The sequence below is a fragment of the Streptomyces sp. NPDC029216 genome, from assembly GCF_040648015.1.
Taxonomy (GTDB): Bacteria; Actinomycetota; Actinomycetes; order Streptomycetales; family Streptomycetaceae; genus Streptomyces.
In genome coordinates this window covers 1-25,441 of sequence record NZ_JBEZWL010000108.1, presented here as the reverse complement: position 1 = coordinate 25,441, position 25,441 = coordinate 1, and the positions used below count along the sequence as shown (strand labels likewise).

18 protein-coding genes are annotated in these 25,441 nt (G+C 74.2%); 16 read left to right on the top strand and 2 right to left on the bottom strand.

The window, feature by feature from the left end; translation table 11 throughout:
- Positions 1-176: 176 nt before the first annotated feature.
- The 4 genes from AB0F18_RS29070 (at position 177) to AB0F18_RS29055 (ending at position 7,457) form a co-directional block, all read left to right on the top strand.
- Positions 177-1,619: a hypothetical protein gene (locus AB0F18_RS29070; RefSeq protein ID WP_362065967.1), complete on the top strand. Its 1,443-nt coding sequence runs from the start codon at positions 177-179 to the stop codon at positions 1,617-1,619.
- Positions 1,616-3,499 carry a TOMM precursor leader peptide-binding protein gene (locus AB0F18_RS29065; RefSeq protein WP_362065965.1) on the top strand — a complete coding sequence of 628 codons (1,884 nt, stop codon included), beginning with the start codon at positions 1,616-1,618 and terminating at the stop codon, positions 3,497-3,499. Before AB0F18_RS29070 ends, AB0F18_RS29065 begins: the two co-directional genes overlap by 4 nt.
- Before the next feature lie 38 nt (positions 3,500-3,537).
- On the top strand, positions 3,538-5,217 hold the full coding sequence (locus AB0F18_RS29060; protein ID WP_362065963.1) for a thiopeptide-type bacteriocin biosynthesis protein: 1,680 nt from the start codon (positions 3,538-3,540) through the stop codon (positions 5,215-5,217).
- Between the two features lie 98 nt (positions 5,218-5,315).
- Complete coding sequence (locus AB0F18_RS29055; RefSeq protein ID WP_362065961.1) at positions 5,316-7,457, top strand: FUSC family protein; 2,142 nt, start codon at positions 5,316-5,318, stop codon at positions 7,455-7,457.
- Here AB0F18_RS29055 and AB0F18_RS29050 read toward each other — a convergent pair.
- The gene (locus tag AB0F18_RS29050; protein ID WP_362065959.1) at positions 7,429-8,427 is read right to left on the bottom strand and encodes an FAD binding domain-containing protein; all 999 of its coding nucleotides are present in this window, start codon (positions 8,425-8,427) and stop codon (positions 7,429-7,431) included. The genes AB0F18_RS29055 and AB0F18_RS29050 overlap by 29 nt on opposite strands.
- Entirely contained in the window at positions 8,424-10,988 is a 2,565-nt protein-coding gene (locus tag AB0F18_RS29045) for a molybdopterin cofactor-binding domain-containing protein (RefSeq protein WP_362065957.1), read from the bottom strand. Before AB0F18_RS29045 ends, AB0F18_RS29050 begins: the two co-directional genes overlap by 4 nt.
- Positions 10,989-11,257: 269 nt before the next feature.
- Between AB0F18_RS29045 and AB0F18_RS29040 the strand changes: the two genes are divergently transcribed.
- From AB0F18_RS29040 to AB0F18_RS28985, 12 genes are all read left to right on the top strand, one after another.
- Complete coding sequence (locus AB0F18_RS29040; RefSeq protein WP_362065955.1) at positions 11,258-12,709, top strand: MFS transporter; 1,452 nt, start codon at positions 11,258-11,260, stop codon at positions 12,707-12,709.
- Positions 12,710-12,806: 97 nt separating this feature from the next.
- Entirely contained in the window at positions 12,807-14,012 is a 1,206-nt protein-coding gene (locus tag AB0F18_RS29035) for an aminotransferase class I/II-fold pyridoxal phosphate-dependent enzyme (protein ID WP_362065953.1), read from the top strand.
- A gap of 48 nt (positions 14,013-14,060) precedes the next feature.
- Entirely contained in the window at positions 14,061-14,567 is a 507-nt protein-coding gene (locus AB0F18_RS29030; RefSeq protein ID WP_362065951.1) for a MaoC family dehydratase, read from the top strand.
- Positions 14,568-14,625: 58 nt separating this feature from the next.
- Positions 14,626-15,465, top strand: coding sequence for an SAM-dependent methyltransferase (locus AB0F18_RS29025; RefSeq protein ID WP_362065949.1), 840 nt, complete (start codon positions 14,626-14,628; stop codon positions 15,463-15,465).
- Complete coding sequence (locus tag AB0F18_RS29020) at positions 15,462-16,508, top strand: class I SAM-dependent methyltransferase (protein WP_362065947.1); 1,047 nt, start codon at positions 15,462-15,464, stop codon at positions 16,506-16,508. Before AB0F18_RS29025 ends, AB0F18_RS29020 begins: the two co-directional genes overlap by 4 nt.
- A gap of 63 nt (positions 16,509-16,571) precedes the next feature.
- Entirely contained in the window at positions 16,572-17,465 is an 894-nt protein-coding gene (locus AB0F18_RS29015; RefSeq protein WP_079424602.1) for a diiron oxygenase, read from the top strand.
- 35 nt (positions 17,466-17,500) lie between these two features.
- Complete coding sequence (locus AB0F18_RS29010) at positions 17,501-18,364, top strand: hypothetical protein (RefSeq protein ID WP_362065945.1); 864 nt, start codon at positions 17,501-17,503, stop codon at positions 18,362-18,364.
- Between the two features lies 1 nt (position 18,365).
- Positions 18,366-19,121 carry a holo-ACP synthase gene (acpS, locus tag AB0F18_RS29005; protein ID WP_362065943.1) on the top strand — a complete coding sequence of 252 codons (756 nt, stop codon included), beginning with the start codon at positions 18,366-18,368 and terminating at the stop codon, positions 19,119-19,121.
- Positions 19,118-20,326: a methionine adenosyltransferase gene (metK, locus tag AB0F18_RS29000; protein ID WP_362065941.1), complete on the top strand. Its 1,209-nt coding sequence runs from the start codon at positions 19,118-19,120 to the stop codon at positions 20,324-20,326. Before acpS ends, metK begins: the two co-directional genes overlap by 4 nt.
- Position 20,327: 1 nt before the next feature.
- Positions 20,328-21,311: a carbohydrate kinase family protein gene (locus AB0F18_RS28995; protein ID WP_362065939.1), complete on the top strand. Its 984-nt coding sequence runs from the start codon at positions 20,328-20,330 to the stop codon at positions 21,309-21,311.
- A 1-nt stretch (position 21,312) separates the two neighbouring features.
- On the top strand, positions 21,313-24,768 hold the full coding sequence (gene metH, locus AB0F18_RS28990) for a methionine synthase (RefSeq protein ID WP_362065937.1): 3,456 nt from the start codon (positions 21,313-21,315) through the stop codon (positions 24,766-24,768).
- A 35-nt stretch (positions 24,769-24,803) separates the two neighbouring features.
- A partial coding sequence (locus tag AB0F18_RS28985) for an adenosylhomocysteinase (protein ID WP_362065935.1) occupies positions 24,804-25,441 on the top strand: 638 nt, incomplete at its 3' end.

Below are 25,441 nucleotides of genomic sequence, written 5' to 3'. Positions count from 1 at the left end.
GAGCAGTACCGGGGTGCTGCTGAACCCGGCGAAGCTGTATCCGCTGCTGGACGCGGCGACCTCCTCGGTGACCACCGACCCGGATCTCGCCTCGTGCGTACACCGCCGACCCGGGACTGCCCGAGGGCCGGGTCCTGCTCCGCGTCCACGGCGCCGGAGCGGACCGGGCGGTCGCCGTGGGACGGGGCGGCGAAGGCGGCTACGCCACCGCCCCCGGCGGCCCGGACCAGGCCCGCTCCGACGCCCGGGCCCTGGAGGCACGGCTCGGGCCGGCCGGTCCCGGCGGCCCCGCCGCGTTCGTCCCGCTGCTGGCCGGCACGGCCGCGCACCGGCTGCTGTGCGCGGCCGCCGGGCTGCCGGACCCCGCCGCGGAGGGCGGGGACGAGCGGCTGCTGCCCGGGCTGCCCGCCGTACTCCTCGCCGGGACCCGCCCGCTGCGCGCCGACTACCGCAGCTGGCTCGGGCCCGAGCGGATCGACCCCGACCGGCGCACCGGACTGGCCCCCGCGCGGACCCTCGGGGAAGCGATGCGCCGGCTGGACGCCCTCGGCGACGGGCGCTGCGGCCCCCTGCCCGGGCCGGACCCGGCCGGCCTGAGCCAGCTGCCCGTACCGCTCGCCGCCTGCCGCCTCCCCGGGGACCGGGCGCCCGGGCGGCTCGCGGGAGGCGCGCCCCGGCTGGACCTGGCCCGCCTGGAACTGTTCTGCCGGGCCGCCGAACTCCTCCTGGGCGAGGGCGAGTTCACCGTAGGTGCGAACCCCGGGCACGCCCTGGGACGGGCCCTGCGGGCGGCCGCCGCCCGCCGCGCCGGCGGCGCCGCGGTGCCCGAGGGGGAGTGGGCGGGGCATCCCCAGGCCCGCCACTGGTGGACGACGCTGACCGACCGCCTGGGCGTACCGGCCCGCCTGGAAGTCCTCCGGACCCCGGGCGGGGAGGCGTACCACGCGACCGTCCGCCACCCCCTCCCGAACCCCGCAGAGCGGGGCACACCCGGGGCGGCCGCCGCGGAGGACCCCCGGGACGCCGCGGGCCCGCGCGCCGAAGGCGCCGGTGTGGCCGGTGTGGCCGGAGGGCCCGGGGTGCCGGGTGTCCGGTCTTCGGGCCAGCCGGGTGCGGCCCCGTCCCCTGCCGCGGGCGCTGGTGTGGCCGGAGGGCCCTGGGTGGCCGAGGCGGTCGGCTCGGAGGGAATCCAAGGCGCGGCCCGGACTTCTGCCGCGGGCGCCGGTGTGGCCGCACGGCCCCCGGGCTCCGGGCAGGCCCGGGCCGGGGTGCTCGGGGAGGCCGTTGAGGCGGCGGCGGGGGACGCGGTGGCCTTTGCCGCGCTGGCCGCCGTGGCCGTGGTGGCCGCCGGTGAGGCCGGGGCCCCTCCGCCCTCGGGCGGGGCCGTCGCACCCCTGGCCACCGCGGGGGCGCGGATCGCCGCCTGGGAGGACCCCGGCTGGACCAACGGCTGGATGGCGGACGTCGCCGGGCGCGAGGAGCGCTTCCAGGCCGCCCTGCACCGGCTGACCGGAGCCGCCCTCCCCGTCGCGGGCCCCTCCCGCGGCCCCGAACTCGCCGACCGGCTCCGCGCCTTCGGCTTCACCGTCCTGAACGCCGCCCCCGAGGAGGCCCGATGAACGCCCCGCCCGTGCCCGTCCTCGGCCCCGAAGCCGCGCTGGCCGCCACGGCCGGCACGGCGGTGGTGCTGCTGACCCGGTGGACGCTGGGGCTCGCCGAGGAGCTGAGCCGGCACGCGCTCGGCCACCCCGTCACCCTGGTCCCCGTACGGTACGACGGCCCGCTGGCCGTGGTCGGGCCGCTGCTGGCGCCGGGTGCGGCGGCCTGCCTGTGCTGCACCGAGTACCAGCGGCTGGCCACGGCCGGCGGCCGCGTGCCCCGGCAGAGCCCCGGACTCGAACTGGCCGGCGTAGCCTCCCCGGCCCTCACCCCCTCCCTCGACGCCCTCGTACGGGACCTCCTGGAGGAGGACGGGGCGGCGGACGACGGAACGGCCGCCGTGCACGTCGTCCACCAGGGGCGCGGCACCTGGTCCACCCACCGCGTCCGCCCCGTCGGCGGCTGCGAGGTCTGCCACCCGCTCCCCGCCGACTCCGCCGCCGGGCCCGCCCCGCTGCCCTCGGCCCCCCGCCCGCTGCCCGACCCGTACGCACTGCGCGCCCCCAACTCCCTCACCGCCGGCCCGGAGCGGCTGCGCGAGGCGCTGCACGACGAGCGGTTCGGGCCGGTGCGCCGCCTCTTCCGCGCCGAGGACTCGGCCTTCTCCCTGACCGGCGCACTCGTCGCCGACGGCCGGCCCGTCGACGACGGCGGCTACGGCCGCGCCCGCGACTTCGCCGACAGCGAGCGCATCGCCCTGTTCGAGGCCGTCGAACGGTACGCGGGCATGCGGCCCACCGGCCGGCGCACCGACCTGCGCGCCTCCTTCGCCGAGCTCGGCCCCGACCGGGCCGTGGACCCCGAGCGGCTCGGCCTGCCCGACCCCGCCCACCACGGGCACCCGGCCTCGCCGACCGTCCCGTACACGCCCGACCTGGAAATGGACTGGGTGCGGGGCTGGTCGCTGACCCGCGGGCGCCCCCTCGCCGTCCCCGAACACGTCGCCTACTGGGAGGTGCCGGCCGCCGGCCGGCCCCGCGTGGTGTACGAGTCCTCCAACGGCTGCGGACTGGGAAACAGCCCCGAAGAGGCCGCGCTCTACGGGCTGTTCGAGGTCGCGGAACGCGACGCCTTCCTGATGGCCTGGTACGCCGCCACCCCGCTGCGCCGCATCGCACCGCCGCCGGACGACCCGGACACGGCGCTGCTCGCGGACCGGGCCGCCGTGGCCGGCTACCGGCTCCTGCTGCTCGACGCCACCAACGACTTCGGGATCCCGGCGGTCGTGGCCGTCTGCCGCTACGAGGGGTCCCACCCCGAGGCGCCCCGGATGTTCCTCGCGGCGGGCGCCCACCACGACCCGCGCTCCGCGATCCGCTCGGCCGTCGCGGAGGTGGTCACCAACGTGCTGGAGTCGGCGGGGCGTTCGTTCGCCGAGGACGGCCCGCGCGACCCCGAACGGCTGCGGCCGATGCTGGACCGGCCGGAGCTGGTGGTCGGCCTCGACGACCACGTGGGGGTCAACTCCCTCCCCGAGGCGGGCCCGCGCCTGGAGTTCCTCTTCGCCGACACCCCCTGCGTCCCGGCCGAGCGGGCCTGGCCGGGGGCACCGGAACCGGTAGCCGACCTCACCGCCCTGCTCACGGCCACCGTCGAACGCCTGGCCCGGGCCGGCCTGGAGGTGGTCACCGTCGACCAGACCGAACCGGGGCTGCGCGACCGGCTCGGCCTGCACTGCGTGAAGGTGATCGTCCCCGGCTCGCTGCCGATGACCTTCGGGCACGTGAACCGCCGCACCCGCGGCCTGCCCCGGCTGCTGGAGGTGCCCCACCGGCTGGGCCGCACCGGGCGCCCGCTGCGCCACGAGGACCTCGCCCTCCACCCGCACCCCTTCCCCTGATCTGCCCCCTCCCTCCCCGGACCGCAGAAGGACCACAGATGACCACGACCGACCCCTGGCACAGCCACCACGTCTTCCTGCACGCCGGAGCCGAGGACACCGACGCGTTCCTGGTCCGTCACGCGGCCCCGCTGCTCGACGGGCTGGTGGCGGCCGGGGAGGCCGACCGGTGGTTCTTCATCCGGTACGGGGAGGACGGCCCCCACGTCCGCATCCGGGTGCGCGGCCTCGGCGCGGCCGCCGCCGCGCGGCTGCCCGGGGAACTGGGCCGGGCGGCCGGGGAGGTGCCCCCGGTGCCGGGCCCCTGGCCCTCCCGGCCCGGCGAGGTCCGCGCGGTGCCGTACGCACCCGAGACCGACCGGTACGGCGGCCCGCGCGCGCTGCCCGTCGCCGAGGAGGTCTTCGCGGAGTCCTCGCAGGTGGTGCTCCAGGTGCTGCGGGAGCTCGCCGGCGGGGGCGGGGCGTCGGCCCGCCTGACGTACGCGGCGGACCTGGCCCACGCCACGGTGTACGCCCTCGGCCTGGACCGGCTCACCGCGGCCCGCTGGCTGCGCCGGCACGCGGCGGGCTGGCGGTGGGTCACCGAGGTGCCGCTGCTGCCCGGTGCCTCCGTGCACACCCGGGTCAACTCGGTGTACGCGGACCAGCGTCCGGGCCTGGAGCGGCGGGCGGAGGACCTGTACCGGCGGCTCGCGGAGGGCACCGCGGCGCCCTGGCTCGGCCGGTGGGCGCAGCGGGTCCAAGAGGCCGACGGCCTGCTCCGCGCCGGGGAGGGCCCGGACGCGGCGCCGGACGCGACGGCGTGGATCTGGAGCTCACAGCTCCACATGCTGTTCAACCGGCTCGGAGTGACCCCCGACGAGGAGCGCGCGGTGTGCCGGCTGGCCGCACGCACCCTCCTGGAGGACGGCGAGCCGGCGGACTACTTCCCGCAGGGGCACACCGCCCCCGACTTCCGGTACCTGGAGCGCAGCAAGTTCCAGATCGGCCGCAACGAGGACACGGCCCTGCGCGACCTGCCCGAAGGGCCGCCCCGCTGGGCGACGGCCGCGCCGGAGGTCCCCCTGCCCGCCGGCCCGCTGCCGGAGGTCTCGCTCGGCGCCGCCCTCGCGGGCCGGGCCTCGGTGCGCGGCGCGCTCTCCGGGCCGCTGGACGCCGCCGGCCTGGGCGCGCTCCTGTGGCACTCGCTGGCCGACCGGCCCCGCTCCGGACACCCGCTGCCCGAGGGCTCGGCCGGCATCCCGGCCCACCGGCCCTATCCGAGCGCGGGCGCCCTGTACACGGCCCGGGTGCGGCTGCTGGTGCTCGACGTCGAGGGCGTCCCGGCGGGCACGTACGACTGCGTGCCCGAGCGGCGGACGCTGCGGCCCGTCGGCCCGGCCCCGGCCACGGCGGAGATCGCGGCGCTGTCCACGTACCTGTCCCGGCCGGCGAGCGACCCGCACTGGATTGGCATCGACGGCGCGCCGGTGGTCCTCGCCCTCTACGCGGACCTCGGCCTGCTGCGCCGCCGCTACGGCCTGCGCGCCCTGCGCCTGGCCCTGCTGGAGACGGGCCACCTGGCGCAGAACCTGCTGCTCGCCGCCACGGCCCTCGGCCTGGCCGGCACCCCGCTCGGCGGCTTCCACGACGACCTGGCCCATGAGCTCCTCGGCCTGGACGACCTGGAGCAGCCCCTGCAGTACCTGCTGCCGCTGGGACGCCGCCCGGCGGGCTGACGGGTCGGGTCCCCCCTCCGCCTGGCCCCCCGCGGCGGCGGGCCGGGGGCTGACCGGGCCGTCGTGCCGACACGGGGGAGGGGGGTGATGCTGGTGGGATGGGTGGTGTGCCCGGGCGTTGGCTGCCGGCGGGCTACGCGGCCTCGGGGGTCCGGGCGGTGCGGGTGACGCTGGTCGCCGCCGCCGGGTTCTACCTGTTCCTGTACGGCTTCGGCGCGACCACCGCCGCCGCGTACGCGCTGTTCTCCGGGGTGGCCCTGGCCGGGCTGTCGCGGATCCCGGGCACGGGACCGCAGCGGGCCGCCACGGTGCTGCGGCTGGTGCCTGCGTGCTGGCTGCTGGTCGTCGTGGGCACCTTCCTGTCGGTGCGCACCTGGAGCGCGGTCGCCGGGATGCTCCTGATCGGCTTCGCGCTGGCCTTCGCCGCCGTCGGCGGGCCGCGGCTCGCCGGGGCCGGGCCGGGGCTTCAGCTGCTGTACATCCTGCCGTCCTTCCCGCCGTACGATCCGGGCTCGCTCGGCGAACGGCTGATCGGCACGACCGTGGGTCTCACGCTGCTGGTCCTCGCCGAGCGGTACCTCTTCCCCGAACCCGCCGCACCCCCCTACCGGGAGCTGGCGGCCCGCGCCGCCGACACCGCCGCGCACTGCGCGCGGGAGCTGGCCGGGCCCCCGTACGCGCTCACCCCCGCCTCGGCCGGGCGGGCGCGCGGGGCGGCGACGGGCCTGCGGTCGCTGAAGGTGCCCGAGGCCGACCGTCCGGCCGGGCCGGGCGTACGGGACCGGGCGCTGACCCACACCGGCCTGGCCGCACGGACCCTGCTCAGCCGGCTCGCGGCGCTCCCCGGCCCGCCGGACGGCACCGGGGAGCTGCTGCGCGGGGTGGGACGGCTCGCCGAGCGCACCGCCGGGGAACTGCGGCTGCGGTCGGACGGATCCACCGCCTCCGGGGAGGCGTACGAGGACCTCGCCGCGGCCCGCGCCCGGCTGGCCGCGGCACCCGCCGGGCCCGCCGACCCCACCGCCCTGCGCCGGGACGCGGCGGCGCTGGAGGTGGCGGACGCCGCGCTGACGATGGCCACGGCCGCCGCCCTCGCCGTACGGGGCCGCGCGGCGGCGGACCGCGTGGCGCCCGGCCGGTTCTGGTACGCGCGGACACCGGCGCCCCTGCTGTGGTGGCACCGGATCCGGGGGCACGCCGGGCGCCGGTCGGTGTTCTTCCAGAACGCGGCACGGATCGGCCTCGCGCTGGCGGCGGCCCGGCTGGTCGCCGGAGTGGACACCCTGCCGCACGGGTTCTGGGCGATGCTGGCCACCCTCTCCCTGACCCGGACCACCGTCGGCGAGACCTGGAGCACCATCCGGGTGGCACTGGCCGGCACCCTCGCCGGCGCGCTGGTCACCGCCGGGCTGCTCGCCCTGGCCGGCCCGCACACCGCGGTGTACGCCGCGCTGCTGCCGCTGTGGATGCTCTTCGCGTTCACGGTGGGACCGGTGCGGGGGGTGGGCTGGGCGCAGGGCCTGTTCACGGTGCTGGTGGCGATGGTGTTCGCACAGCTGGCCTCGGCGACCTGGCGGCTGGCCGAGGTCCGGCTGCTGGACGTGCTGATCGGGAGCCTGATCGGCGGCGTGTTCGGGCTGCTGGCCTGGCCCCGGGGCGCGCACGACGAGCTGGGACGGGCCGTGGCGGGCCTGCTGCGCCGGGCGGCGGAGGTCGTGGTCGCGACCGGAGCCTCGGTCGCGGCGGGCGGCGCCGGGGAGGGCGCTGCGGCCGGACGGGGGTACCGGTCGCTGCGGCACGCGTTGATCATGGCGGAGTCGGCGTACGCGCAGTTCCAGAGCGAGCCGGCGCACTTCGGGGCCGCCGCCCCGCGCCCTCCCGGGCCCGACTGGCAGGCGGCCCTGATGGCCGGGCACCACGCCCTGTGGGGCGCGGACCGTCTCACGGCGGGCCCGGACCCGCCCCCGCCGGCCCCCGTCCCCGCCCTGGGCCCGGAGCCGGCCGGGGCGCTGACCGGGCTCGGGGACCGGGTGGCCGGGCGGATGCTGCTGGTGTCGGCGCACCTGGACCCGGGCGGGGACACCCCGCCGGTGCCGGCGCCGCTGCGGGACCCGGCGTACCGGGGTTTCACGGCGGAGCCGCCCGGTGCGCCGCGCCGCTACTACGCGGCGGTCTCCTGGCTGGACTCCCTCATGACCGATCTGGAACGGGTCACGGCCCCGGAGGGGGAGGCCCGGTGACGGCCGCCCCGGGGCGCGGGCCCCGGGCGGCGGCCCGTTCGAGGGCTTCGAGGACGGTGTCGCGGAACAGGGTGGTCTTGTAGCCGGTCCCGGGCAGCGGCCGGCAGCGGCCGAGGACCGTGGACGCCGCCTCCGCGAGGACCTCGGGAGTGGCCTCCCGGCCGGTCAGGACCGTCTCCACCTCCGGCAGCCGCAGCGGGACGCGCGCCACCCCGCCGGCCGCGACGGCCGCCCGGGTGATGACGGGCCCGGCGAACACGAGCCGGACGGTGGCCTCGACCAGCGGCCATTCGGCGCCGGCCCGGCTGATGGCCCGGTGGTGGGCGGCGCGTTCGCCGGGCAGCGGCGCGGGCAGCCGGACCGAGGTGAGGACGCGGCCGGGCGGGAGCAGGTGGTCGGCCGCGTGCAGCCCGCCGCCGTCCCCGTACAACGCGGCGACGGGGCGCGGGGATTCGCCGTGCACCTCGGCCTCCGCGTCATAGGTGAGCAGGGCCACGGCGAGGGTGGAGGGGTGCGGGGCCACGCACGGCCCCTGCCCGGCGACCACCCCGTAGTGGTGGTCGCCGTCGCGGGCGGGGCAGTCGGTGCCGCCCTTCTGCAGGCAGCCGATGTGCGGGTTGCGGTAGTACCAGCAGCGGTTGCGCTGCAGCAGGTTGCCGCCCAGGGTCCCGGCGGCCCGGACCTGCGGGGTGGCCGTGGTGCCCGCCGCGAGCGCCAGGGCCGGCCAGCCCTCCCCGATCCGCGGGTCGGAGGCCAGTTCGGCGAGGGTGGTCAGGGCGCCGATGCGCAGCCCGCCGCCGGGCAGGGCGGTGCAGCCCCGCAGGTGGGAGACCCCGGACAGGTCGGTGAAGGGGCCCGGCGAAATGCCGGTGCGCCGGCGCGCGGTGGTGTCGGTGCCGCCGGCGCGCAGCTCCCCTCCGCGCGCCAGGACGGCGGCCGACAGGTCGGTGAGGGCGGGCTCGGTGCTCACGTGCGCAGTCCTTCCAGGAGCCGGTCGGGGCGGATGGGCAGGTCGTACGGGCGCCAGCCGGTGGCGTCGTACACGGCGTTGGCCAGGGCCGCCGCGGTCGGCAGGGTCGCGACCTCGCCGAGGCCGACGCCGCCGCCGGGGACGTGCTCGAAGCCCTCCTGGTGGAAGTGGACGGTGATCTCGGGGGTGTCACCGATGCCGGGGATGCGGTAGTCCTCCAGGTTCTCGGTGAGCACCCGGCCGGTGAGGGGATCGGTGCGCCGCTCCTCGTACAGCGCGTAGCCGACGCCCTGGACGACGGCGCCCTCGCACTGGTTGCGGGCGAGGCGGTCCTCGTGGATCCGCCCGGCGGAGATGCCGTTCCACACGCGCAGCGCCCGGGTCCGGCCCAGCCGGGTGTCCACCTCGACCTCGGCGACCTGCACCGATCCGGTGAAGCCGCGGCCGACCGCCACACCGCCCAGGGTGAAGGGGAGGGCGAAGCCGCGGCGGTCGCGGGGGCGTTTGCCGGTCACCCGGGTGCCGTGCGCGGAGTCCAGCCGGGAGGCGACGTCGCCGCCGCCGAGCGCGGCGCGCAGCTTCTCGGCGGCGTCCCGGGCGGCGGGGGCGAGGGAGGGGGTGGTGCGGCTTCCGCCGGAGATCGGGCCGTGCACGGATCCGCTCAGGCCGATCTCGACGCGTACCCGCCCTTCCCCGATGCCGAGTCCCTCGGCGACGGCCCGCCGCAGGACGCTGCGCGCGCCGGTGCCCATGTCCTGGACGGCACAGCGGGCGACGACCGTCCCGTCCTCGACGGTGAGTTCGACCTCGGTGGCGGGGTCGACGAAGTAGAGCCAGTTGGCCGCCGCGACGCCGACACCGCGACGGTAGCGGCCGCTGCCGCCGCGCCGGTTCTGCGTCCAGACGGGCAGCGCGGCCGCCCAATCGTACAGGGCCCGCCGTTTGGAGTTGCCGTCCCAGCGGCGGCGCAGGTCGATCGGGTCCTCGCCGAGCCGGTGGGCCATCTCGTCGACGGCCTGTTCGAGCGCCCAGCACAGCGGGGGGCCGCCGGGGCCGCGGAAGGGGGCGCCCGGGGGACGGTTGGTGACGGTGTCGAAGTCGCGCAGCCGGCGCGGGGCGCGGCCGTACATGAACCGGGCGAGGGCGGCCACGGAGCCGCCGACGGAGATCCCGCCGTCGCTGTCGGCGTCGACGGCCAGCGCCGAGAGGTCCCCGGCGGCGTCGGCGGCCATGGCCAGCCGGATCCGGGTGGCCGGCCGGTAGCCGCCGTCGGTGAGCTCCTCGTCGCGGTCGAGCGCCACCCGGACGGGGGCGCCGTACAGCCGGGAGAGCTCCACGGCGGCGACGACGTCGGTGGTCAGCCCCATCTTGGAGCCGAAGCCGCCGCCCACGTGGGTGGCACGGGCGAGGACCTGTCCGGGGCGCAGGTCCCAGCGCTCCGCGGCGAGCTGCGCCACGCGCTGCACCGCCTGGGTGGACACTTCCAGGTGGAGGGTGTCCTCGGTCCAGTGGGCGAGGGCGGCGTGCGGTTCGAGCGGGGTGTGGCTCTGGGCGGCGGTGGTGTACAGCCCTTCGACCACCCGGCCGGGGGCCTTGTCGCGGGCCTTGAGGATGCGGCGCACGGCCTCGCCGCCGCGCTTGCTCATGCTGACCGGGCCCCGCCGGTTGCCCTCCCATTTCGCGGGCAGGCCGAGGCCGCCCTCGCCTGAGCTGGGCGCCTGCTTGCGGGCGGCCTTGTCCTCGTAGACCAGCGGGCCCTCGCCGGCCCGGGCCCGGCGTACGTCGAGCGCCGCCGGCCGTACCTCGTAGTCCACGGCGACCCGTTCGGCGGCCGCCCGCGCCGCCTCCCGGTCCGCCGCCGCGACGGCGGCCACGGGCTGTCCGACGTAGCGGACCACCCCGTCGGGCGGGAGCAGCCGCACCAGCGGGAGGCCCCCGGCGTCCAGGGAGCGTACGAGGGCGTGCGCGTGCGGGGAGCGGATGACCACCCCCTCCAGCAGCCCCTCGGGGTGCAGGTCGGTGGTGTAGCGGGCCGTGCCGCCGGCCTTCTCGAAGGCCTCGGCGCGCGGGGGTGCGGCGGCGTCGCGGTCCGCCTCCTCGTCGTACTGGCCGGTGCAGGCGGCGGTCACCGCGGCGAAGATCCGCTCGTAGGCGCCGCAGCGGCACAGGTGGCCCGCCAGGGCGTCCGCGATCCGCTCGCGCCCGGGCGCGGTGCGGCCGTGTTCGGCCCGCCAACGGTCGTGGAACGCGGCCGCCTCGACGACGAAGCCCGGGGTGCAGTAGCCGCACTGGAGGGCGTCCTGACCGGCGAAGGCGCGGGCCACGGGGTGGCCGGCCAGGCCCTCCGCGGTGGTCACCCGCCGCCCGGCGAGCAGGGCGGCGGGGGTCAGGCAGGAGACCCGGGGCTCGCCGTCGACCTGGACGGTGCAGGCACCGCACACCCCGCCCGCGCAGACCAGTTTGGTGCCGGTCAGGTCGAGCCGGTCGCGGAGCACGTCCACGGCCACCGGGTCCTCGTCCACGTCCGCCGTGCGCGGGACGCCATTGACCTCGAACTCCACGGGACGCACTCCTTGAGGGCCGGGGTGGCGACCGCCGGGGTCCGCGCGCTCACCTTCACGGTCCTTGATATCCCCCCGCCGGGGCCGCCGCAGCGCACCCGCGCCCGGGGCAGGGCCGTGCGGGTGACGGGGTGCCCGTCCGCGCATCGAGTCCCGCTTGAGCGCCTCACTCCACGCTCACACGGGCCGTTACATACCCCCCATGGGTATGCTACTTTGCATCGCGAAGGTACCCCCTGGGGGTATACGACAGAGGAAGGGCCAGGGCAATGTCAACCGTCAATCCCCGGCGCTGGTGGGCACTTGGCGTGCTTGCCGCCGCTCAGTTCATGGTGATCATGGACACCTCGATCATCGGGGTGGCGCTCCCCGAGATGCAGAAGGACCTGGGCTTCTCCCAGGGCGAGCTCCAGTGGGTCTTCAACGCCTACGTCATCGTCTTCGGCGGGTTGCTGCTGCTCGGCGGACGGCTCTCCGACCTGTTCGGGGCGCGCAAGATCTTCGCCACCGGCTGGGTCGTCATGATCGTCGGCTCGGTGCTCGCCGCCGCCGCGCAGAGCGCCTCCGTGGAGATCGCCGGCCGGGCCGTCCAGGGTGTCGGCGGCGCGCTGATCGCGCCCTCCGCCATGACCCTCCTGATGATGCTCTTCGGGCACAACCCGAAGGAGCTCGGCAAGGCGATGGCGCTCTACGGCGCCGCCGCGCCCGCCGGCGGCACCGCCGGCGTGTTCCTCGGCGGCGTGTTCACCGAGTGGGTGAGCTGGCCCTGGTGCTTCATCATCTACGTCCCGATCGGCGTGGCCACCCTCGCCCTGACGAAGCTGCTGCCCGCCGTCCAGTCCCGCCGCGGCTCCGTGGACGTCCTCGGCGCCATCGCCGTCACCGCCGGGCTCGCGCTCGCCGTCTTCGCCGTCGTCCGGGCCCCCGAGGTCGGCTGGGGCGCCACCGCGACCGTGCTGGAGCTGGTCGGTGCGGCCGTCCTCCTCATCCTCTTCTTCGTGATCCAGAAGACCATCCGCGAGCCGCTCATGCCGCTCAGCGTGTGGCGGATCCCGCGCCTGGGCTCGGGCAACCTCGCCATGACCCTGCTGGGCGCCGCCTGGATCCCGATGTGGTACTTCCTCAACCTGTACCTCCAGCAGGTGCTCGGCTACGGCGCCTTCGCCTCCGGCGCGGCCCTGCTCCCGATGACCATCCTGCTGATGATCTTCATGACGGCGATCACCGCCCGCCTCATGGGCCGCTTCGGTGCGAAGCCGCTGATCGTCGGCGGCCTGCTGGCCCTCGCCCTCGGCCTGCTCTGGCTCTCCGCCGTCGAGCCGACCGGCACCTTCCTGGTCGACGTCCTGCCCGCCTCGCTCGTCGCCGCGCTCGGCATGGCGCTCGCCTACATCCCGGCGATGATCGCCTCGATGTCCGGCGCCCCGCAGGAGCAGGCCGGCCTGGCCTCCGGCATCGTCAACACCACCTACAACGTGGGCTCGGCCCTCGGCCTGGCCGCGCTGACCGCCCTCGCCACCACCCAGGGCGCCGGTGAACTGGGCAACCTGCCCGCCCTCACCGACGGCTTCAGCGCCGCGTTCATCGCCGCCGCCGTCATCGCGGCCGCCGGCGCGCTGATCACGCTCCTCGCCATGAAGAGCGACAAGGCCGTGGCCGCCGCCGCTGCCGCCCCGGCCGCCGACGCCCCGGCGTCGCGCAGCCAGACGGCAGGGGTCTGACGTACGGGGACGCCCGCACTCACCCAGGGGTCGCCCGACGTCCTCCCCGGACGTCGGGCGGCCCCTTTTCCGTACCCGACCGCAAGGAGAGCCCCCGATGAAGGACATCCGCACCCGGGCGGTGCACGTGGCCCACGAGCTCGAAGTCCCCGCCAGCCGGCCGCTGTCCGTGCCGCTCGTCCAGTCCTCCGCCTTCGCCTTCGACTCCGCCGACGACCTGGCGCGGGCCATGGCCGGGCCCGACGGGGACTACGTCTACACCCGCCGCGGCAACCCCACCGTGCGTGCCCTGGAACGCACCCTCGCCGGACTCGAAGGCGGCGCCTCGGCCATCGCCTTCGCCTCCGGGATGGGCGCCATCAGCGGGGTCCTGCTCGCCCTGCTGCGCCCCGGCGACCAGGTCATCGCGCAGCGCTGCCTGTACGGGGGGACGTACGCGGCCCTGAGCGACCTGGCGGAACGCTACGGGGTCGAGGTCTCCTACATCGGCGGGGACGACGTGGCGGAGTTCGAGGCGCTCGCCGGCCCGCGCACCCGGCTGCTGGTGCTGGAGACCATCGCCAACCCGACCGGCCAGGTCCCCGACCTGCCCGGCCTGCTGGCGGCGGCCCGGCGCCTGGGTGTGCGCAGCGCCGTGGACAACTCCCTGGCCTCGCCCGTCCTGTGCCGGCCCATCGAGCACGGGGCCGACATCGTGCTCCACTCGACCACCAAGTACCTCGCGGGCCACTCCGACGTCCTGGGCGGCGCGGCCGTCTTCGCGGACGACGCCCTGCGCCGGGAGGTCTGGCCGCGGACGGTCGAACTCGGTGCCAGCGCCGACCCGTTCGCGGTCTGGCTGACCCTGCGCGGGATCGCCACGCTGCCGCTGCGGATGCGCGAGCACTGCGCCAACGCCGGGCTGCTCGCGGAGCGGCTGGCCGGCCACCCCGCCGTGGCGGCCGTCCACTGGCCGTGGCTGGGAACGCACCCCTCGTACGCCCTCGCCCGCAAGGTGCTCTCCGGCGGCGGCGGGCTGCTCTCCTTCGAGCTGCACGGCGGCCGGGAGGCGGGCCGCGCCTTCGTCGAGGGGGTGCGGCTGGCGCGGCTCGCGCTGTCGCTGGGCGGGGTGGAGACGCTGGTCACCCACCCCGCCAGTACCTCCCACCGGGAGCTGGACGAGGGGGCGTTGGCGCGCGCCGGGATCGGGCCGGGCCTGGTGCGGATGTCGGTGGGCATCGAGGCCCCGGAGGACCTCTGGCAGGACGTTGAACAGGCGTTGCGGTATTCTTTTGGGTTGACAAAACAAGCGTCTGATTCGTAGATTGGTTCACGCCAGAGAAACACTCCTCTACGTCAAGGGGGGCGCGTGATGCGCTATTTCGAGGACTTCCGGACCGGCGACGTCCACGAGCTGGGGACCATCACCGTCACGACGGAGGAGGTGCTGGAGTTCGGCAGGCGCTTCGACCCGCAGCCCTTCCACACCGACCCGGAGCGGGCCGCGCAGAGCCCGTTCGGCGGCCTCATCGCCAGCGGCTGGCACAGCGCCTCGATGTTCATGCGCCGGTACGTCGACGGACTGCTCGCCTACAGCGCCTGTACCGGCTCGCCGGGCGTCGACGAGATCCGCTACCTGCGGCCCGTCCGTCCCGGCGACGTGCTCACGGCGCGCGTCGAGATCCTCGGCTCGCGCCCTTCGCCGTTCAACCCGACCACCGGTGTCGTCCAGCCCAAGTGCACGCTGTCCGACGCCGAGGGCAACGTGGTGTTCAGCATGATCCTGCACAGCATCTTCCAGCGCCGGCCCGCCGAGTGCGCGCCGCCGCACCCCTGTGCCGCCGAGGACCCGGTCGTCCGCGTGAGCTCCCTGGCCTAGGCGGGCCCCGTCCCGCGCCCGCCCCATCCCCGTCCGCCGAAGTGAAGGGAGTCCTCCCGTGGAGGCCGTATCCCGCACCGCCCAGTGGACCGCCGCAGCGCGGGCCCTGGAAACCGACCGCGAGGACCGGCTGTTCGCCGATCCGTACGCGCGCACCGTCGCCGACACCATCGGCTTCGAACTCCTGGAGCGCTACGCCGGAGCCGGCACCGTGCCGTTCCTCGCGATCCGCACCACCTACCTGGACCGGCAGATCGTCCGGACCGTCCAGGAGCACGGCATCCGCCAGGTCGTGTTCCTCGCCGCCGGCATGGACACCCGCTTCTACCGGCTGCCCTGGCCCGACGGCGTCACCGTCTACGAACTCGACCGCCCCGCCCTCCTGGAGGCCAAGGCCGAGATGCTGGCCGGCGAACCGCGGCCGGCCGGACGCGACCGCGTCGCCGTCCCCGTCGACCTCACCCAGGACTGGACCGGCTCCCTCAAGGAGGCCGGCTGGCGCTCCGACGAGCCCGTGCTGTGGGTCGTCGAGGGCCTCCTCTTCTTCCTCCCCGAGCACGCCGTCCGCAACCTGATCTCCACCCTGGCCGGCCACTCCGCGCCCGGATCGGTCCTCCTCGGCGACGTCATCAGCAAGTCCGCGCTGGAGAACCCGCTCTCCCGCCCCTTCCTGAAGTCCCTGGAAGAGGACGGCAACCCGTGGCTGTTCGGGACCGAGACCCCCGAGGAGCTCCTCGCCGAATGCGGCTGGGACGTCCGCGAGGTCCGCCAGCCCGGCGAGGACGGCGCCGACTTCGGCCGCTGGCCCTACCCCGTCCCCGCGCGCAGCGTCCCGCGCGTCCCGCGGTCCTTCCTGTTCACCTGCGACCTCCCGACCACCGAGGTGAGAGCGGCATGAGCGCCACCCACGACTTCCACCAGCGCGTCATCGGCGACGCCGGCGCCGCCGTACGCGGCCTGACCGTCGCCCTCGGCGAACGGCTCGGCCTCTACCGCGCCCTCGCCGAGGCCGGCCCGCTGACCCCGGCCGCCCTCGCGGAGCGCACCGGGATCAACGCCCGCTACGCCGAGGAGTGGCTGCACGCCCAGCTCAGCGCCGGCTACGTCGAACGCCAGCCGAGCGCCGGCACCTACACCCTGCCCGCCGACCACGTCCCGGTGCTGGCCGACCCGAACGCCATCACCTTCGCCGCCGGGTTCTTCACCGCCCTCAAGGCCCTCTACGGCACCGAGGACCTGCTCGTCGACGCCTACCGCACCGGCGACGGCGTCGGCTGGGCCGAGCACGACCCGGCCCTCGACACCGGCATGGGCAGCTTCTTCCAGCCCACCTACGAGCACCGCCTCGTCCCCGACTGGCTGCCCGCCCTGACCGGCGTCACCGACAAGCTGGCCGCCGGCGGCACCGTCGCCGACGTCGGCTGCGGCGTCGGCCACACCACCCTGCTCATCGCGAAGGCCTTCCCGCAGGCGACCGTCCACGGCTTCGACTACTCCGAAGAGGCCATCTCGATCGCCCGCCAGCTCGCCGAGGAGGCCGGCCTCTCCGACCGCGTCGTCTTCGACGTCGCCTCCGCCGACGACTACCCCGGCACCGGCTACGACCTGGTCACCTTCTTCAACGCCCTGCACGACATGGGCGACCCGGTCTCCGCCGCCCAGCACGTGCACAAGTCCCTGGACGCCGACGGCACCTGGATGCTCGTCGAGTCCAACGTGTCGCCCGACGACATCGACACCCAGACGCCGCCCGCCCGCATGTTCATGGCGCTCTCCGCCGTCATGTGCCTGCCCGTGGCCGTCGCCCAGCGCGGCCCCCACGCGCTCGGCAACCACTCCGGTGAGAAGGCCTTCCGCGCCATCGCCGAAGAGGCCGGCTTCACCCGCTGGCGCCGCGCGACCGAGACGCCGGTCAACGCCGTCTACGAAGTCCGCCCGTAGCGCCCGGCCCACCGGCCTCGGGGCCCGCCCGCCCCGCCGTCACCACCACCCCGAGGAGTCACCATGGGCGTCAGCGCCCCCCTGCCGGTCAACGACCGGTTCCTGGAAGTCCTGGAGCGCCTGAGTTCCCGCTCCATCGAGGAGTACTACAACCCGTACCAGCAGTTCGACTGGCCCGAGAAGCTCGACGAGGGCCGCATGTGGATGACCCCCGAGCTGCTCACCGTCTACGGGACCCCCTTCTACGACGAGCTCGGCGAGGAGACCCTCCAGCGCCTCTCGAAGTGGGAGAGCATCAACTTCTACAGCCTCAACGTGCACGGCATCCGCGAGCTGCTCATCGAGGTCGTCGGCCGCATCCACATGCCCGGCTTCGAGGTGCCCTCGGACTTCTTCCACCACTTCATCGGTGAGGAGAACGAGCACATGTGGTTCTTCGCCGAGTTCTGCCGCCGCTACGGCGACAAGATCTACGGCTCCACCGCCCTGCGCGCCGACTCCGCATGGGAGCCGGAGGTCGAGAACTTCCTGGTCTTCTCCCGGATCCTGTTCTTCGAGGAGCTGGTCGACCACTACAACACGCGGATGGCGCGCGACGAGTCGCTGTGCCACACCATCCGCGAGGTCAACCGCATCCACCACCAGGACGAGTCCCGCCACATCGCCTTCGGCCGCGAGCTGGTCTCCCTCCTCTTCACCCGTATGAAGGAGGCCGTCCCCGCCGCCCGCGTCGCCGAGGTCGAGGCCTACCTCAAGCGCTACGTGGTCTACAGCATCAACTCCCTCTACAACCCCCACGTGTACCGGGACGCCGGCATCGCCGACCCGATCGGCCTGCGCAACGCGCTCGTCGCCGACGAGCGGCGACGCCCCCACGAGCGCAAGGCCATCCGCAAGCCGCTCGGCTTCTTCCTGAAGACCGGGATCTTCACGGACGACGTCCTGCCCGTCGTCTGAGAGGGCCCACCGCCGTCCGAGAGGGTGACACCCCCATGAGCGTCACGACCGTCAAGACCACCACCCCAGACATCCAGGGCCTGCCGTCGCTGGGCCCCGAGGGCACCGCGCTGCTGCGGCTCCTCGACGACACCTTCGAAAGCTGGGGGGTGCACGCGGGGGCCCGTTCGATGACCATGCCCCCGCTGCTGCCGGCCGCCGACCTGGCCCGGCTCGACTACTACGACAACTTCCCCCACCAGGCCGTCGTCGCCGCCCCGCTGAACCTGGACGTCCGGGAGACCAGCGAGTTCTCCACCGACACCGGCTGCTTCCCCTGCGACGCGCTGGAGCCGGCCGCCCTCGGCCTGCCCTCCGCGTCCTGTTACGCCGTCTACATCGACCACCAGGGCCGCCCGGCCGCCGACGACGAGCTCGTCACCGTGGTCGGCTGGTGCTTCCGCAAGGAACAGCACTACGAGGGCCTGCGCCGCCAGCTCGGCTTCCGCATGCGGGAGATCGTCGCCATCGGCACCCGGGAGCACGCCGAGGCGCACCTGGCCCGCTTCACCCGGCGCATCCACGCCTTCGCCGAGGCCCTGGACCTGCCGCTGTCCAAGGAGGCCGCCTGCGACCCCTTCTTCGACAAGGGCAGCTCCAAGGCGGTGCTCCAGCGGCTGACCCCGGTCAAGCACGAGTTCCTCTACGAGGACCTCGCGATCGCCTCGGTCAACACCCACCGCAACTTCTTCGGCGACCGCTGCGAGATCCCCCTCGCCTCCGGCGCGGGCCCGGCCTTCACCAGCTGCGTGGCCTTCGGCCTGGAGCGCTGGCTGTCCGCGCTCACCCGCCGCCACGGCAGCTGGAGCGCGGCGACCGCCGCCGTGCTGAGCGCGAACGCGGCGGGTCCGGCGATCTGACGTGCCGACCCTTCCCGTCGCCCCGCCGGCGGGCGGCCCGGGCTGGGCGAACCTCGGCATGGACATCGTGTCCGTCGACCGTGTCCGCCGGCTGCTCGCCGTATACGGCGAGGACTTCTTCCAGCGCATGCTCACCCCCGGCGAACTCGCCGACTGCCACACCTCCGCCCGGCTCGACGTACTGAGCCTGTGCGGGCGGATCGCGGCCAAGGAGGCGGCCTTCAAGACCCTCCGCGTCGGGGCCACGGTCATGCCCTGGCGGGACATCGTCGTGCGGCGCTCCGAGGGCGGCTGGCCCCTCGTGGAACTCCGCGGGGCGGCCGCCGACCTGGCCGCGGGCTCCGGCATCACCGGCATGACGGTGTCCATCAGCCACGACGTGGACTACGCGGTGGCGGTCGCCGCCCCGCTCCTGGAGCCCGCCCCGCCGGGACCCCCCGCACCGCTCCCGGACCCGGCCGGGTCCGCGCCCACCACCTCACCGGAACACAGCACTTCAAGGAGAAACCCCATGTCCGAAGGCCTGCAGCTCATCAAGAACTGGCTCCTCGCCCGCCACGAGGAACTGGACGACATCCCCTCCGACCTCGACCTCATCGAGACCCGGATGATCGACTCCCTGTCCTTCGTCGAGTTCGTCTTCGTGCTCGAACAGCACAGCGGCCGTGCGATCCAGATGGAGACCCTGGAGGTCGACGAGATCCGCACCCTCGACGCCATCGCCACGCACTTCTTCCCCGCCGAGGTGAAGGCATGAGCAAGCGCCTCTTCACCTCCGAGTCGGTCACCGAGGGCCACCCCGACAAGATCGCCGACCGGATCAGCGACACCATCCTCGACGCCCTGCTGCGCGAGGACCCGGCCAGCCGCGTCGCCGTCGAGACCCTCCTCACCACCGGCCAGGTCCACATCGCCGGCGAGGTCACGACCACCGCGTACGCGCCGATCGCCGAGCTCGTCCGGGGAGCCATCCTCGACATCGGCTACGACTCCTCGAAGAAGGGCTTCGACGGCGCCTCCTGCGGCGTGTCGGTGTCCATCGGCGCCCAGTCCCCGGACATCGCCCAGGGCGTGGACACCGCGTACGAGTCCCGGGTCGAGGGCGAGGAGGACGAGCTCGACAAGCAGGGCGCCGGCGACCAGGGCCTGATGTTCGGCTACGCCTGCGACGAGACCCCCGAGCTGATGCCGCTGCCGATCCACATCGCGCACCGCCTCTCGCGGCGCCTGACCCAGGTCCGCAAGGAGGGCACGGTCCCGTACCTGCGCCCCGACGGCAAGACCCAGGTCACCATCGAGTACGACGGCGACAAGGCCGTCCGCCTCGACACCGTGGTCGTGTCCACGCAGCACGCCGCGGACATCGACCTGGACGCGCTGCTCACCCCCGACATCCGGGACCACGTCGTCGAGCACGTCCTCAAGCAGCTCGCCGAGGACGGCATCAAGCTGGACACCGAGGGCTACCGGCTGCTGGTCAACCCGACCGGGCGCTTCGAGATCGGCGGCCCGATGGGCGACGCCGGTCTGACCGGCCGCAAGATCATCATCGACACCTACGGCGGCATGGCCCGCCACGGTGGCGGTGCCTTCTCGGGCAAGGACCCGTCGAAGGTGGACCGTTCGGCCGCGTACGCGATGCGCTGGGTCGCCAAGAACGTCGTCGCCGCCGGCCTGGCCGCCCGCTGCGAGGTGCAGGTCGCGTACGCGATCGGCAAGGCCGAGCCCGTCGGCCTCTTCGTGGAGACCTTCGGCACCGGCACCCTGCCCGACGAGCGGATCCAGGAGGCGGTCTCCAGCGTCTTCGACCTCCGCCCGGCCGCCATCGTCCGCGACCTGGACCTGCTGCGCCCGATCTACGCGCAGACCGCCGCGTACGGCCACTTCGGCCGCGAGCTCCCGGACTTCACCTGGGAGCGCACCGACCGCGTGCACGCCCTGCGCAAGGCCGCCGGAGTCTGACATGCGGATCGCTGTCACGGGTTCCATCGCGACCGATCACCTGATGACCTTCCCCGGCCGGTTCGCGGAGCAGCTGCTCGCGGACCGGCTGGACCGGGTCTCCCTGTCGTTCCTCGCCGACCACCTGGACGTGCGACGGGGCGGCGTGGCGGCGAACGTCGCCTTCGGCCTGGGCGTACTGGGACTGCGCCCCCTGCTGGTGGGTGCGGTGGGCGGGGACTTCGAGCCGTACCGGGTGTGGCTCAAGGACCACGGAGTGGACACCGACTCCGTCCGCGTCAGCGACACCCTCCACACGGCCCGCTTCGTCTGCACCACCGACCAGGAGCAGAACCAGATCGCGACCTTCTACGCGGGTGCGATGGCGGAAGCCCGCGAGATCGACCTGCGCGAGGTCGTCGCCCGCGCCGGCCGGCCCGACCTGGTGCTCATCTCCCCGGACGACCCGCAGGCCATGCTCCGCCACACCCGCGCCTGCCGCGAGCTGGGCCTCCCCTTCGCCTCCGACCCCTCCCAGCAGCTCGCCCGGCTCACCCGGGACGAGGTGCTGGAACTGCTCGACGGCGCACGGCGGCTGTTCACCAACGAGTACGAGTCCGCGCTGATCTGCGAACGCTCCGGGCTCACCGAGGAGCAGATCCTGCAGCGGGTCGGCTCCTGGGTCACCACCTGCGGCGAGGACGGCGTACGCATCCGCACCGCGGGCGGCGAGTCGCTGACCGTGCCGGCGGTACCCGTCACGGACGTCGTCGACCCCACCGGCGTCGGCGACGCCTTCCGGGCCGGCTTCCTCGCCGGAACGGCGTGGGGCGTACCGGAGGAGTACGCGGCCCAGCTGGGCTGCGCGGTCGCGGCGACCGTCCTCGACCATGCCGGGACCCAGGAGTACCGGCTGACCCGGGAGACGCTGCTGGCCCGGCTGCGGTCCGCCTACGGGCCGCGGAGCGAGGCGGAACTGTCCGGACACCTGAGGGGACTGGAATGACATGAGACGGTCACTGAGGGAGGAGTTCGCGACCCGGGTGGTGGTCGCGGACGGTGCGATGGGCACGATGCTCCAGGCCGCCGACCCCACCATGGACGACTTCCTGGGGCTGGAGGGCTGCAACGAGATCCTCAACGCCACCCGCCCCGACATCGTCCGCTCGGTCCACGAGGCCTACTTCGCGGTGGGCGTGGACTGCGTCGAGACCAACACCTTCGGCACCAACCTGGCCGCCCTCGCCGAGTACGGGGTCGAGGACCGGATCTTCGAGCTCTCCGAGGCCGGCGCCCGCATCGCCCGTGAGGCGGCGGACGCCTTCACGGAGGCCGACGGCCGGCCCCGCTGGGTCCTGGGCTCCATGGGCCCCGGCACCAAGCTCCCCACCCTCGGGCACATCGCCTACGACCGCCTGCGCGAGGCCTACCAGGAGAACGCGGAGGGCCTGATCCGCGGCGGCGCGGACGCCCTCCTCGTCGAGACCACCCAGGACCTCCTCCAGACCAAGGCCGCCGTCATCGGCGCCCGGCGGGCGCTCGACTGGTGCGGGATGGGGGACCTCCCCCTGATCGTGCAGGTCACGGTGGAAGCGACCGGCACGATGCTGCTGGGTTCGGAGATCGGTGCGGCGCTGACGGCTCTGGAGCCGCTGGGCATCGACATGATCGGTCTGAACTGTGCGACGGGTCCGGCGGAGATGAGCGAGCACCTGCGCTACCTCGCGCGCAACGCGCGCATCCCGCTCTCGTGCATGCCGAACGCGGGTCTGCCGGTGCTGACGAAGGAGGGGGCGCACTACCCCCTGTCGGCGGCGGAGCTGGCGGACGCGCAGGAGACGTTCGTGCGGGAGTACGGGCTGTCGCTGGTCGGCGGCTGCTGCGGCACCACGCCCGAGCACCTGCGCCAGGTCGTGGAGCGGGTGCGCGGGGCGGCGATCGCCCCGCGTACCCCCCAGCCCGAGCCGGGCGCGGCCTCCCTGTACCAGACGGTGCCGTTCCGGCAGGACACCTCGTACATGGCGATCGGTGAGCGGACGAACGCGAACGGGTCGAAGAAGTTCCGCGAGGCCATGCTGGAGGGCCGCTGGGACGACTGCGTGGAGATGGCCCGCGACCAGATCCGCGAGGGCGCGCACATGCTGGACCTGTGCGTGGACTATGTCGGCCGTGACGGTGTCGCGGACATGCAGGAGCTCGCGGGCCGGTTCGCGACCGCCTCGACGCTGCCGATCGTCCTGGACTCGACCGAGGTCCCGGTCATCCAGGCCGGCCTGGAGAAGCTGGGCGGCCGCGCGGTCATCAACTCCGTCAACTACGAGGACGGCGACGGCCCGGAGTCCCGCTTCGCGAAGGTGACGCGTCTGGCGCAGGAGCACGGTGCCGCGCTGATCGCGCTGACGATCGACGAGGAGGGCCAGGCCCGTACGGTCGAGCACAAGGTCGCGATCGCGGAGCGTTTGATCGAGGACCTGACGTCGAACTGGGGGATCCGCGAGTCGGACATCCTCATCGACACGCTGACCTTCACGATCTGCACGGGTCAGGAGGAGTCCCGCAAGGACGGCATCGCGACGATCGAGTCGATCCGCGAGCTCAAGCGCCGCCACCCGGAGGTGCAGACGACGCTGGGTCTGTCGAACATCTCCTTCGGCCTGAACCCGGCCGCCCGCATCCTGCTGAACTCCGTCTTCCTGGACGAGTGCGTCAAGGCCGGCCTTGACTCCGCGATCGTCCACGCCTCGAAGATCCTTCCCATCGCCCGGTTCGACGAGGAGCAGGTCAACACCGCTCTCGACCTGATCTACGACCGCCGGGCGGAGGGCTACGACCCGCTGCAGAAGCTGATGGCCCTCTTCGAGGGCGTCAACACCAAGTCGCTGAAGGCCGGCAAGGCGGAGGAGCTGCTCGCCCTGCCGCTGGACGAGCGCCTCCAGCGGCGGATCATCGACGGCGAGAAGAACGGCCTGGAGGCCGATCTCGGCGAGGCCCTCCAGACCCGCCCGGCCCTCGACATCGTCAACGACACCCTCCTGGAGGGCATGAAGGTCGTCGGCGAGCTCTTCGGCTCCGGTCGGATGCAGCTCCCGTTCGTGCTCCAGTCGGCCGAGGTGATGAAGACCGCGGTCGCCTACCTCGAACCGCACATGGAGAAGTCGGATGCGGAGGGCAAGGGCACGATCGTGCTGGCCACGGTCCGCGGTGACGTCCATGACATCGGCAAGAACCTCGTCGACATCATCCTCACCAACAACGGCTACAACGTCGTGAACATCGGCATCAAGCAGCCGGTCTCCGCGATCCTCGAAGCCGCCCAGGAGCACAAGGCCGATGTGATCGGCATGTCGGGTCTCCTGGTGAAGTCCACGGTGATCATGAAGGAGAACCTGGAGGAGCTCAACACCCGGGGACTCGCGGCCCGTTTCCCCGTGATCCTGGGCGGTGCGGCCCTCACCCGCGCCTACGTCGAGCAGGACCTCCACGAGATCTACGAGGGCGAGGTCCGTTACGCGCGGGACGCCTTCGAGGGTCTGCGCCTGATGGACGCGCTGATCGCCGTCAAGCGCGGCGTCCCCGGCGCGGAACTCCCGCCGCTCAAGCAGCGCCGGGTACCCCAGCGCGCCGCCGTCCTCGACGTAGGGGAACCGGAGGAGGCCGGCCGTTCCGATGTGGCGGTCGACAACCCGGTGCCCACCCCGCCGTTCTGGGGGACCCGTGTCGTCAAGGGCATCCAGCTCAAGGAGTACGCGGGCTGGCTGGACGAGGGCGCGCTGTTCAAGGGCCAGTGGGGCCTCAAGGACGCGGACCTGATCGCCACGGAGGGCAAGCCGCGCCTGCGCGGCTGGCTCGACCGCATGCACACCGAGCGGCTCCTCGAAGCGGCCGTGGTCTACGGCTACTTCCCCTGCGTCTCCAAGGGCGACGACCTGATCGTCCTCGACGAGGACGGGGGCGAGCGGACCCGGTTCACCTTCCCGCGCCAGAGCCGCGGCCGGCGGCTGTGCCTCTCGGACTTCGTCCGGCCGGAGGAGTCGGGCGAGACCGACGTCATCGGCTTCCAGGTGGTGACCGTCGGCTCGAAGATCGGTGAGGCCACGGCCAAGCTGTTCGAGTCCGACTCCTACCGCCACTACCTGGAGCTGCACGGCCTGTCCGTCCAGCTGGCCGAGGCCCTGGCCGAGTACTGGCACGCCCGTGTCCGCGCCGAGCTCGGCATCGCCGGATCCGACCCGGCGGGCATGGACGGCATGTTCCGTACCGAGTACCAGGGCTGCCGTTACTCCCTCGGTTACCCGGCCTGCCCGGAACTGTCCGACCGGGCCAAGATCGCCGAACTGCTCCGGCCCGAACGGATCGGCGTCCACCTCTCGGAGGAGTTCCAGCTCCACCCCGAGCAGTCCACCGACGCCCTGGTCATCCACCACCCCGAGGCCGGCTACTTCAACGCGGGCGGTCGTCGATGACCCCCGACCCCGCACATCTCCAAGGAGCGCACCGCATGTCTGCCGCATTCACCGACTACAAGGTCGCCGACATCTCCCTCGCCGCCTTCGGCCGGAAGGAGATCACCCTGGCCGAGCACGAGATGCCGGGTCTGATGTCGATCCGCCGCGAGTACGCCGAGGCGCAGCCGCTGGCCGGTGCCCGCATCACCGGCTCGCTGCACATGACCGTGCAGACCGCCGTGCTGATCGAGACCCTGGTGGCGCTCGGCGCCGACGTCCGCTGGGTGTCCTGCAACATCTACTCGACCCAGGACCACGCCGCCGCGGCCATCGCGGCCGCCGGGATCCCGGTCTTCGCCTGGAAGGGCGAGACCCTGGAGGAGTACTGGTGGTGTACGGAGCAGGCGCTGACCTGGCCCGGGCACGCCGGCCCGAACATGATCCTCGACGACGGCGGTGACGCCACCCTCCTCGTGCACAAGGGCGTCGAGTACCAGAAGGCCGGGGCCGTCCCGGACGCCTCCACCGCCGAGAACGAGGAAATGGCCATCGTCCTGGGCCTGCTGGCGAAGACGGACATCGACTGGGCCGCCCTGGCCTCCGAGATCCGCGGCGTGACGGAGGAGACCACCACGGGTGTCCACCGTCTGTACGAGATGATGCAGTCCGGCGACCTGCTGTTCCCGGCGAT

What these genes read in the sequence shown, in the direction of transcription:
- AB0F18_RS29010 (WP_362065945.1), top strand. Translation starts at nt 17,501, where the DNA reads ATGAGCGTCACGACCGTCAAGACCACCACCCCAGACATCCAGGGCCTG.
- AB0F18_RS29020 (WP_362065947.1), top strand. Translation starts at nt 15,462, where the DNA reads ATGAGCGCCACCCACGACTTCCACCAGCGCGTCATCGGCGACGCCGGC.
- AB0F18_RS29040 (WP_362065955.1), top strand. Translation starts at nt 11,258, where the DNA reads ATGTCAACCGTCAATCCCCGGCGCTGGTGGGCACTTGGCGTGCTTGCC.
- AB0F18_RS28995 (WP_362065939.1), top strand. Translation starts at nt 20,328, where the DNA reads ATGCGGATCGCTGTCACGGGTTCCATCGCGACCGATCACCTGATGACC.
- AB0F18_RS29065 (WP_362065965.1), top strand. Translation starts at nt 1,616, where the DNA reads ATGAACGCCCCGCCCGTGCCCGTCCTCGGCCCCGAAGCCGCGCTGGCC.
- metH (WP_362065937.1), top strand. Translation starts at nt 21,313, where the DNA reads ATGAGACGGTCACTGAGGGAGGAGTTCGCGACCCGGGTGGTGGTCGCG.
- AB0F18_RS29015 (WP_079424602.1), top strand. Translation starts at nt 16,572, where the DNA reads ATGGGCGTCAGCGCCCCCCTGCCGGTCAACGACCGGTTCCTGGAAGTC.
- AB0F18_RS29055 (WP_362065961.1), top strand. Translation starts at nt 5,316, where the DNA reads ATGGGTGGTGTGCCCGGGCGTTGGCTGCCGGCGGGCTACGCGGCCTCG.
- metK (WP_362065941.1), top strand. Translation starts at nt 19,118, where the DNA reads ATGAGCAAGCGCCTCTTCACCTCCGAGTCGGTCACCGAGGGCCACCCC.
- AB0F18_RS29030 (WP_362065951.1), top strand. Translation starts at nt 14,061, where the DNA reads ATGCGCTATTTCGAGGACTTCCGGACCGGCGACGTCCACGAGCTGGGG.
- AB0F18_RS29060 (WP_362065963.1), top strand. Translation starts at nt 3,538, where the DNA reads ATGACCACGACCGACCCCTGGCACAGCCACCACGTCTTCCTGCACGCC.
- AB0F18_RS29035 (WP_362065953.1), top strand. Translation starts at nt 12,807, where the DNA reads ATGAAGGACATCCGCACCCGGGCGGTGCACGTGGCCCACGAGCTCGAA.